We start from the raw sequence: 312 nt of genomic DNA on the forward strand, positions 1-312 counted from the left end.
TGCATAATCGCGGGCCGCGCATAATTGCGCCCGAGCGCAATCGGCCGGATCTGGTTCTCGATCCAGTTGTTGTCGATGGGCACACGACCGTCGTCGACGTAGTGCGTGAGCGCGGCTCAGCGCTTGAGGCTGTATGAATCGCCCCGGGTTTTGAGGAGGCTCCAACTCTTGAGAAGATGGAGCCATGAACAAATCATCGAAGTTTTCACCGGAAGTGCGTGAGCGCGCCGTGTGTCAAGCGACACGAAGATTTGACCCCCTGACGACATCTGGAATTGACCCCCTGGGTTAATCAACTCTCCGACGTGATCG

General features: G+C 57.1%; 1 pseudogene. It reads right to left on the reverse strand.

Going from position 1 to position 312, the window contains the following annotated elements:
* Positions 1 to 134, reverse strand: a pseudogene (locus tag C664_RS20495) (IS66 family transposase); the annotation flags it as partial.
* Positions 135 to 312 lie beyond the last annotated feature (178 nt).

Origin of the sequence: Thauera sp. 63, from assembly GCF_000310165.2 — a bacterium.
Taxonomy (GTDB): Bacteria; Pseudomonadota; Gammaproteobacteria; order Burkholderiales; family Rhodocyclaceae; genus Thauera; species Thauera humireducens.